The sequence below is a fragment of the Azorhizobium sp. AG788 genome (assembly GCF_943371865.1).
Lineage (GTDB): Bacteria > Pseudomonadota > Alphaproteobacteria > Rhizobiales > Xanthobacteraceae > Azorhizobium.
In genome coordinates, this window is record NZ_CALRWL010000022.1 from 77,190 (window position 1) to 83,460 (window position 6,271).

11 protein-coding genes are annotated in these 6,271 nt (G+C 69.7%); all 11 read left to right on the plus strand.

Annotated elements, in window-relative coordinates:
• Positions 1 to 21 precede the first annotated feature (21 nt).
• The gene (locus AAG816_RS14480) at positions 22 to 429 is read left to right on the plus strand and encodes a hypothetical protein (RefSeq protein ID WP_341990357.1); all 408 of its coding nucleotides are present in this window, start codon (positions 22 to 24) and stop codon (positions 427 to 429) included.
• A gap of 29 nt (positions 430 to 458) precedes the next feature.
• Positions 459 to 1,361 (plus strand): Mu-like prophage major head subunit gpT family protein, encoded by a 903-nt coding sequence (locus tag AAG816_RS14485; RefSeq protein ID WP_341990358.1) that lies wholly within the window; start codon positions 459 to 461, stop codon positions 1,359 to 1,361.
• A gap of 33 nt (positions 1,362 to 1,394) precedes the next feature.
• Positions 1,395 to 1,673: a hypothetical protein gene (locus AAG816_RS14490; protein ID WP_341990359.1), complete on the plus strand. Its 279-nt coding sequence runs from the start codon at positions 1,395 to 1,397 to the stop codon at positions 1,671 to 1,673.
• A 111-nt stretch (positions 1,674 to 1,784) separates the two neighbouring features.
• Complete coding sequence (locus AAG816_RS14495) at positions 1,785 to 2,261, plus strand: phage protein Gp36 family protein (RefSeq protein WP_341990360.1); 477 nt, start codon at positions 1,785 to 1,787, stop codon at positions 2,259 to 2,261.
• A complete protein-coding gene (locus AAG816_RS14500; protein ID WP_341990361.1) occupies positions 2,258 to 2,743 on the plus strand; it encodes a phage virion morphogenesis protein in 486 nt (161 codons plus the stop codon). The genes AAG816_RS14495 and AAG816_RS14500 overlap by 4 nt, the downstream gene beginning before the upstream one ends.
• The gene (locus AAG816_RS14505; protein WP_341990362.1) at positions 2,740 to 3,414 is read left to right on the plus strand and encodes a hypothetical protein; all 675 of its coding nucleotides are present in this window, start codon (positions 2,740 to 2,742) and stop codon (positions 3,412 to 3,414) included. Before AAG816_RS14500 ends, AAG816_RS14505 begins: the two co-directional genes overlap by 4 nt.
• Entirely contained in the window at positions 3,401 to 3,946 is a 546-nt protein-coding gene (locus tag AAG816_RS14510; RefSeq protein WP_341990363.1) for a phage baseplate assembly protein V, read from the plus strand. Before AAG816_RS14505 ends, AAG816_RS14510 begins: the two co-directional genes overlap by 14 nt.
• A 7-nt stretch (positions 3,947 to 3,953) precedes the next feature.
• The gene (locus AAG816_RS14515) at positions 3,954 to 4,172 is read left to right on the plus strand and encodes a hypothetical protein (RefSeq protein WP_341990364.1); all 219 of its coding nucleotides are present in this window, start codon (positions 3,954 to 3,956) and stop codon (positions 4,170 to 4,172) included.
• 27 nt (positions 4,173 to 4,199) lie between these two features.
• Positions 4,200 to 4,613, plus strand: a complete 414-nt coding sequence (locus AAG816_RS14520; protein WP_341990365.1) for an integrase — start codon at positions 4,200 to 4,202, stop codon at positions 4,611 to 4,613.
• A complete protein-coding gene (locus AAG816_RS14525) occupies positions 4,610 to 5,524 on the plus strand; it encodes a baseplate J/gp47 family protein (RefSeq protein WP_341990366.1) in 915 nt (304 codons plus the stop codon). Before AAG816_RS14520 ends, AAG816_RS14525 begins: the two co-directional genes overlap by 4 nt.
• Positions 5,521 to 6,156 (plus strand): phage tail protein I, encoded by a 636-nt coding sequence (locus tag AAG816_RS14530; protein WP_341990367.1) that lies wholly within the window; start codon positions 5,521 to 5,523, stop codon positions 6,154 to 6,156. Before AAG816_RS14525 ends, AAG816_RS14530 begins: the two co-directional genes overlap by 4 nt.
• The last annotated feature ends 115 nt before the right edge of the window (positions 6,157 to 6,271 follow it).

A 6,271-nucleotide genomic window follows, 5' to 3' on the forward strand; every position in this document is an offset into this window, starting at 1 on the left:
CGTTAGAAAGGCTTCCCCATCATGGTCGCGCTCACCGCCCCCCGCGTCGTGTCCGAGAAGGCCGGCGTCACCTCCACCGCCCCCGTCGCCGCCGACGTGGTGATCTATGGCGGAGCCGTCACCGTCAGCGAGGGCGGCCTCGCCAAGCCGGGCAAGACCGGCCTTGGCCTGATCGTGCTCGGCATAGCGGATGCCACCGCCGACAATGCCGGCGGGGCCGATGGCGCCATCAACATCACCACCCGGCGCGGCACCTTCCGCCTGTTCAACCTCGCCACCGATGCGGTCACCGCCGCCGATATCGGCAAGCCCTGCTTCCTGGTGGATGACCAGACCGTGGCGAAGACGCATGGCGGCAACACCCGTTCGCAAGCCGGCGCGGTGATCGACCTGGACGCCCAGGGCGTCTGGGTCCGCCTCGGCTTCTGATCCCAACCTCCTGATAGAGCGAGAGCCCCATGCCCCGCGTCGTCACGCCCGATCTGATCTCGGCCATCAACAAGGGCTTCAAGACCAATTTCCAGAAGGGTTTTGCGGGCGTTTCCGCGCTCTACACCACCCTGTGCACCGTGGTGCCGTCCACCTCGTCGGAAGAGACCTATGGCTGGCTGGGCGACATCCCCAAGATGCGGGAATGGATCGGCGACCGCCAGGTACACGGCCTGCGGTCGCACGGCTATGCCATCAAGAACCGCAAGTTCGAGCTGACGGTCTCGGTCAGCCGCGACGACATCGAGGACGACAGGCTCGGCATCTATGCCCCGCGCTTCGAGCTGCTGGGCCAGGCCGCCGCCGAGCATCCCGACGACCTCGTGTTCGGCGAGCTGATCCCGGCCGCCTGGTCCACCCCCTGCTATGACGGCCAGCCGTTCTTCGACGCTGACCATCCGGTGGGGATGCCCGGCGCGCAGACCACCGTGTCCAACGTCCAGGCGGGCACCGACGAGCCCTGGATGCTGCTGGACCTCAGTCGGCCGCTGAAGCCGTTCATTTTCCAGAAGCGGCGGGATTACAATTTCGTCGCCAAGGAGGACGCCAAGTCCAGCGACCGCGTCTTCGACTCCGACGAATATGTCTATGGCTCGGACGCCCGCGTCGGTGCCGGCTATGGCTTCTGGCAAATGGGCTTCGGCTCCAAGGCGCCGCTGACGCCGGAGAACCTGCGTGCCGCCTGGAACGCCATGACCGGCTTCAAGAGCGACAACGGCACGCCGCTGGGCACGTCTCCCACCCACCTGGTGGTGGGCAACACCAATTTCTTCGCCGCCAAGGACATCCTGGAAAAGGAGGTCATCGACGGCTCCACCAACACCAACCGCAATCTGGTGACGCTGATCCGCGCGCCGAAGCTGGCGGCGTGATCGCCCCCATTCACCCGAACCTTGAGGACGGTCATGGCCAAGGCTCCCGCCACTTCCACCTTCACCGAGGCAGTCAGCACGGACACCGAGCCGTGCCTGCGTGTCACCGCTCCCGGCGGCGCCCGCTGGCGCGCCGGCCTGTCCTTCAGCCGCGCACCTGTCGATCTCGGCACGGCCGAGATCGAGGCCGCAGCCAAGGCCAAGGGCCTCACGCCGGAGGCTCTGGTCGAGCTGCTGCGCTCCGACCCCGCGCTCGCCGTCGTTCCCCACCGCCGCCCCATTCCCCCGCCCGAGGCCTCCCCCGAGGCCTGAGGCGCCGGGGACCAAAGCCCCCACCTGCCATGGTCCCCGATGCCATCCCTTGGCATCCCCGGCCGGGACGGTTCGCCGCCCCGGCCATCTTCAGATCCCAAGGAGATCCCCATGGCCGCCCCGTTCGCCACCCTTGACCAGTTGTCCGCCCGGCATCCGGCGGAACTGACGCTGCTGGCGGCGGACGAGACCACCGGCTTGCGGGATGATGGCCGGGTGGATGCGGCCTTGCGCGATGCCTCGGTGGAGGTGCGCAGCATCCTTCAGGCCCGCTACACGCCGACCGATCTTGGTGCCGTGGATGAAGGCTCGGCCGAGATCCTGGCCGTCTACACCATGGACATCGCGCTCTATCGGGTGGCGCTGTCCTTTGCCCGCTCCAGCGACCGGCTGAAGGAGGGCTATGAGAATGCGGTGAAGCGCCTCGAGGCCATCGCCTCCGGTAAGGGCGCGCTCACCATCGCCGCCGGCAGCGCTGCCCCGGCGCCCACCGATGCGGACGAGGCGGGCGAGATCGGGCCGAACGGCGTTGTCATCGACGTGCCGCCGCGCATCTTCTCCCGTGCCAGTTTCGGGGGCCGGTCATGAGCACCGGTATCTCCATCACCGTGGATGCCGCCGACTTCGGCCCGGTGGTGGCCAAGCTCATGAAGCTGGCGCGCTTCGACGGCAGCGGGCTGATGTCGGCCATCGGCGCCCTGGGCGAGAGCCAGACCCGGCGCCGCATCGAGAGCGAGAAGACCGCGCCCGATGGCACCCCCTGGAAGCCCAACCATAACGGCAGCTCCATCCTGCTGGAGACTGGTCAGCACCTGCTGGGCTCGGTGGCCTGGACCTCATCCGCCGATGAGACCGAATGGGGCGCGTCCTGGCAATATGCCCATGTCCACCAGGATGGCGCGGTCATCAAACCCAAGACGGCCAAGGCCCTGGCCTTCATGGCCGGTGGCGAGGTGATGCTGGCCAAACAGGTCACTGTCCCGGCGCGGCCTTTCATCGGCTTGTCGGGCGACAATCGCACCGAGATCCTGGATCTGGTCACCGACGTGTTCGGAGGGCTGCTGGCATGATCGCGCCCGCTCCCATCGCTCCAGTTCCTCTGGCCGATCTCATCGCCGCCGATCCGGTCCAGGCGCTCAAGGCGGCGGTTGTGGCCCGCCTCGCTGCGCTGCTGCCGGGCGTCAAGGTGGTGTCCCATCCGGGGCGCATCGACATTGCCGATGTGGTGGCGAAGTCCGTGGTGGCTGCCCCCGGCATCGCCGTCGGCTGGTCGCGCATCCGCGCCCGCCGGCTGCTGGACGGCGGCTATGGGCTGGCGGTGGAGTTCGCCGCTTATGTGGTGACCGAGGATGCGGTCATTGCCGGCCGCCGCGTCGAGCGCGAGACGCTGGGCCTCGCCATCGGCCACCGGCTGCTGGCCATCCTGGAAGATGCGGAGGCGCAGACCTGGGGCGCCATTGGCGTCCTCGGCCTGGTGCTCCCGCCGGAGGCCGATCCGGCCCCCGAGCTGAAGCCCATGTTCACCGTGCGCGATGCGGCGGCGGGCGCGGCTTATTATGCCGTCACCTGGACGCAGTGCGTGGCGGATCTCGGCCGCAGCCTGTTCGCCTCCGACCGGCCCACGGTGACCGATCTGGACGGCACTGGCACGACGCCCTTTGCCGATGTGCAGTTCCCCGACCAGATCCCGCCGGAGGTGCTGGCGCTGCTGGCCCAGGAGAGCGCCGATGGCCCTGCTTGAGCAGGAAATCCGGCGCCTGCACCGGAAGATCAACCAGACCGAACGCCGCCTTGCCAGCGCCAAGCTCAAGGGCGCGGTGGCCGAGGTGGATGCGGACAAGCGCCGCTGTCGCGTCAAGATCGGCGCCACGGCCGAGGGGAAGCCGGTGCTCTCGCCCTGGATCGCCTGGCGCGAGCCGGCCAACGGCTTTCTCGCCACCCATACGCCCATGCGTGTCGGCGATCTGGTCACGGTGGAGAGCCCGTCCGGCACCTTGGGCTCGGCCTCCATCGCGGTGCGCGATGCCTATTCCGGCGCCCAGCCGGCGCCCTCGGCCGCCGATGATGCGGTGGTGGAGAAGGTGGGCGGCCTGGTCATCACCCGCACCGATGGCGCGCTGGAGATCGCCAGCGGCGGCGTCAGCGTCCGCATCGATAGCGCCGGCCTCACGGTCAAAGGCGGCGACGTCTCCCACAACGGCAAGTCCATCGGCGCCGAGCACAAGCACGAGAAGGTCATGTCGGGACCATCCGTCTCCGGCCCACCTGTCTGAGGTTCCCATGCACAGCACGAAGCTCTCCTTCATCGTCACCGACGCCGCCGGTCCCAAGGTGGCGGGCCGTTCCGCCCGCGCGGGCGAGACGCTGCACCTCACCGAGTTCGAAGCCCGCACGGAGCTGCTGGCTGGGGCCATCCGTCCGGCTCCTGCCGATCCCGAGGCGCCGGCTGAAACAGCGGCGGAAGACGGCGGTTCCGACAAGCCCGCCCGCCGCCGCTGAAACCGGCTTTGAAGGGAGCTTGAACCCATGGCGCAAGCGGTGCGCTACCGCACGGGACTGGACCGGCGCACCGGGCAGGTGCTGACCGGCTGGGCCCATGTGCAGCAGTCTTTGGCGGTGATCTGGACCACCCGGTTTCGCGAGCGGGTGATGCGTCTGGCCGTGGGCTCGGAACTGCGCTCCTGGCTGGCGGAGGATCTGAGCCCCGCCACCGCCTTGGGCATCTATGCGGACCTTGTGGTGGCCGCCCACACCTTTGAGCCGGAGTACCGGCTCACCGCGCTGCAATTCGTCAACGCCGGCCGGGACGGCAGCCTCGCTTTGCGCCATTCCGGCACCTACTACCCGGAAGGGCGGTTCGGCGATTACGGCAAGGCCATTCCGGTGGGCTATGGCGCCCCCATCGTCCTGGCCCAGCAGATCGCGCGGCGGATCGCATGACGCAGATCATCGATCTCTCCCGCCTGCCGGCGCCCGATGCCATCGAGCCGCTGGATTATGAGACCTTGCAGGCGGCGTTCGTCGCCCGCTTCGAGGCCGCCTGGGCGGCGGCCCGGCTGATCGATCCCAGCTTGCCGACCTGGGACGTGGGCGCCCTGGAGACCGATCCGGCGGTGATCGCCTCCCAGGCCTGGTCCTATCTGCGCCTGCTGGATCGGGCGCGGGTGAATGATGCGGTGCGCGCCGTTCTGGCGCCGCTGGCCAAGGGCACCGACCTCGACAGCGTGGTCGCCCGCATCGGCGTGCAGCGCCTCACGGTCACGCCGGCCACGGACAGCACGGCGGCGGTGATGGAGAGCGATGAGCGTCTGCTCATGCGCTATCTGCTGGCCTTCACCCGGCCGGCCGCCGGCAGTGCCGAGCGCTATCTGTTCGAGGCCTACACCGCCTGGCCGCAGCTGCTGCATGCGGCGGTGATCGGCCGGGCGATCCATGGCCGGCGCGGCGATACCGATATCGTCATCGCCGGCCCCGGCGGGCGCGATGCGACGGATGCGGAGATGGCGCTGGTGCGCGCCGCGGTCACCGCCGCCAGCGTGAAGCCCGAGGCCACATCGGTGGCGGTGCTGCGGGCCACCCGCCGCTCCTATGCCGTGCGTGGTCGTATCCTTCTGCCCCCCGGCCCGGATGCGGAGACGGTGCGCCAAGAGGCCCAGGCCCGTGTGTTGGCCGCCGGCCAGGAGCGGATGCGCATCGGCGCCGAGGTGCCCAGCATCTATCTCAGCGGGCGGGCCTATGGCCTGTCCGTGGTGCGCGTGGATCTCGCCGAACCCGCCGCCGACATCCCGGCCCATCCCTACACGATCCCCGTGCCGGAGACGGTGGCCTTCACCGCGGAGGTGGCGTCATGAGCACCGCCGCCGATCTGCTGCCGGACAATGCCCGCCCGTTCGAGCAGGCGCTGGCCGAGGCCATGACCGACACCTTGCCAGTGCCGGTGGCCGAGACGCTGAACCCGGGCACGGCGCCGTTGCGCTTCCTGCCCTGGCTGGCGGTCCATGACGGCGTGCGCCTGTGGTTCTCCGACTGGAGCGAGGCCCGCCGCCGGCAGGTGATCGCGGAAGCCCCGCGCGCCGCCTGGCTGGTGGGGACGCGGCCGGGCGCGGTGACCTTCCTCGGCTATGTGGATGGCGCGCTGGTCGATGCGGTGGCCTATCCCGCCCGCTTCGTCTTCGGTCGCGCCCGCATCGGCCGCGCGCCCATCGGCCATCCGCCCTGGCTGGCCCGCTATCTGGTGCGCGTGCGCACCACACGGCCATCTCGCGCGCTCGTCGCCGGCCGCACGGTGCTGGGCCGCGCCCGGCTCAAGACCCCCAGCCGCGAGCCCCGCCGCCGCTGCCTCGCCGCCTTGGTGGCCGCCAAGGCGCCGGAGACCGAGTACCGGGTGGATTTCGGCCATGCCCGCGAGCTGCTGCTGGCCGATGGCCCGGCGCTCGATGGCACTTTTTCCCTCGGCGCCTATGTGGCGCGCCGCAAGCTCTGAAGGCTCCCCATGACCAAGATCGTCAGCTTCACCCAGGCGGAAGTGGCCGAGCCGGAGGACTTCGGCAACATCTCGCTGTTTGCCCGCGAAGGCGACGGCCATATCGTCGGCGGCG

Excerpts from the sequence above, each read along its gene's own strand:
- AAG816_RS14520 (WP_341990365.1), top strand. The coding sequence starts at position 4,200 with ATGGCGCAAGCGGTGCGCTACCGCACGGGACTGGACCGGCGCACCGGG.
- AAG816_RS14480 (WP_341990357.1), top strand. The coding sequence starts at position 22 with ATGGTCGCGCTCACCGCCCCCCGCGTCGTGTCCGAGAAGGCCGGCGTC.
- AAG816_RS14495 (WP_341990360.1), top strand. The coding sequence starts at position 1,785 with ATGGCCGCCCCGTTCGCCACCCTTGACCAGTTGTCCGCCCGGCATCCG.
- AAG816_RS14515 (WP_341990364.1), top strand. The coding sequence starts at position 3,954 with ATGCACAGCACGAAGCTCTCCTTCATCGTCACCGACGCCGCCGGTCCC.
- AAG816_RS14530 (WP_341990367.1), top strand. The coding sequence starts at position 5,521 with ATGAGCACCGCCGCCGATCTGCTGCCGGACAATGCCCGCCCGTTCGAG.
- AAG816_RS14510 (WP_341990363.1), top strand. The coding sequence starts at position 3,401 with ATGGCCCTGCTTGAGCAGGAAATCCGGCGCCTGCACCGGAAGATCAAC.
- AAG816_RS14505 (WP_341990362.1), top strand. The coding sequence starts at position 2,740 with ATGATCGCGCCCGCTCCCATCGCTCCAGTTCCTCTGGCCGATCTCATC.
- AAG816_RS14500 (WP_341990361.1), top strand. The coding sequence starts at position 2,258 with ATGAGCACCGGTATCTCCATCACCGTGGATGCCGCCGACTTCGGCCCG.
- AAG816_RS14485 (WP_341990358.1), top strand. The coding sequence starts at position 459 with ATGCCCCGCGTCGTCACGCCCGATCTGATCTCGGCCATCAACAAGGGC.
- AAG816_RS14525 (WP_341990366.1), top strand. The coding sequence starts at position 4,610 with ATGACGCAGATCATCGATCTCTCCCGCCTGCCGGCGCCCGATGCCATC.
- AAG816_RS14490 (WP_341990359.1), top strand. The coding sequence starts at position 1,395 with ATGGCCAAGGCTCCCGCCACTTCCACCTTCACCGAGGCAGTCAGCACG.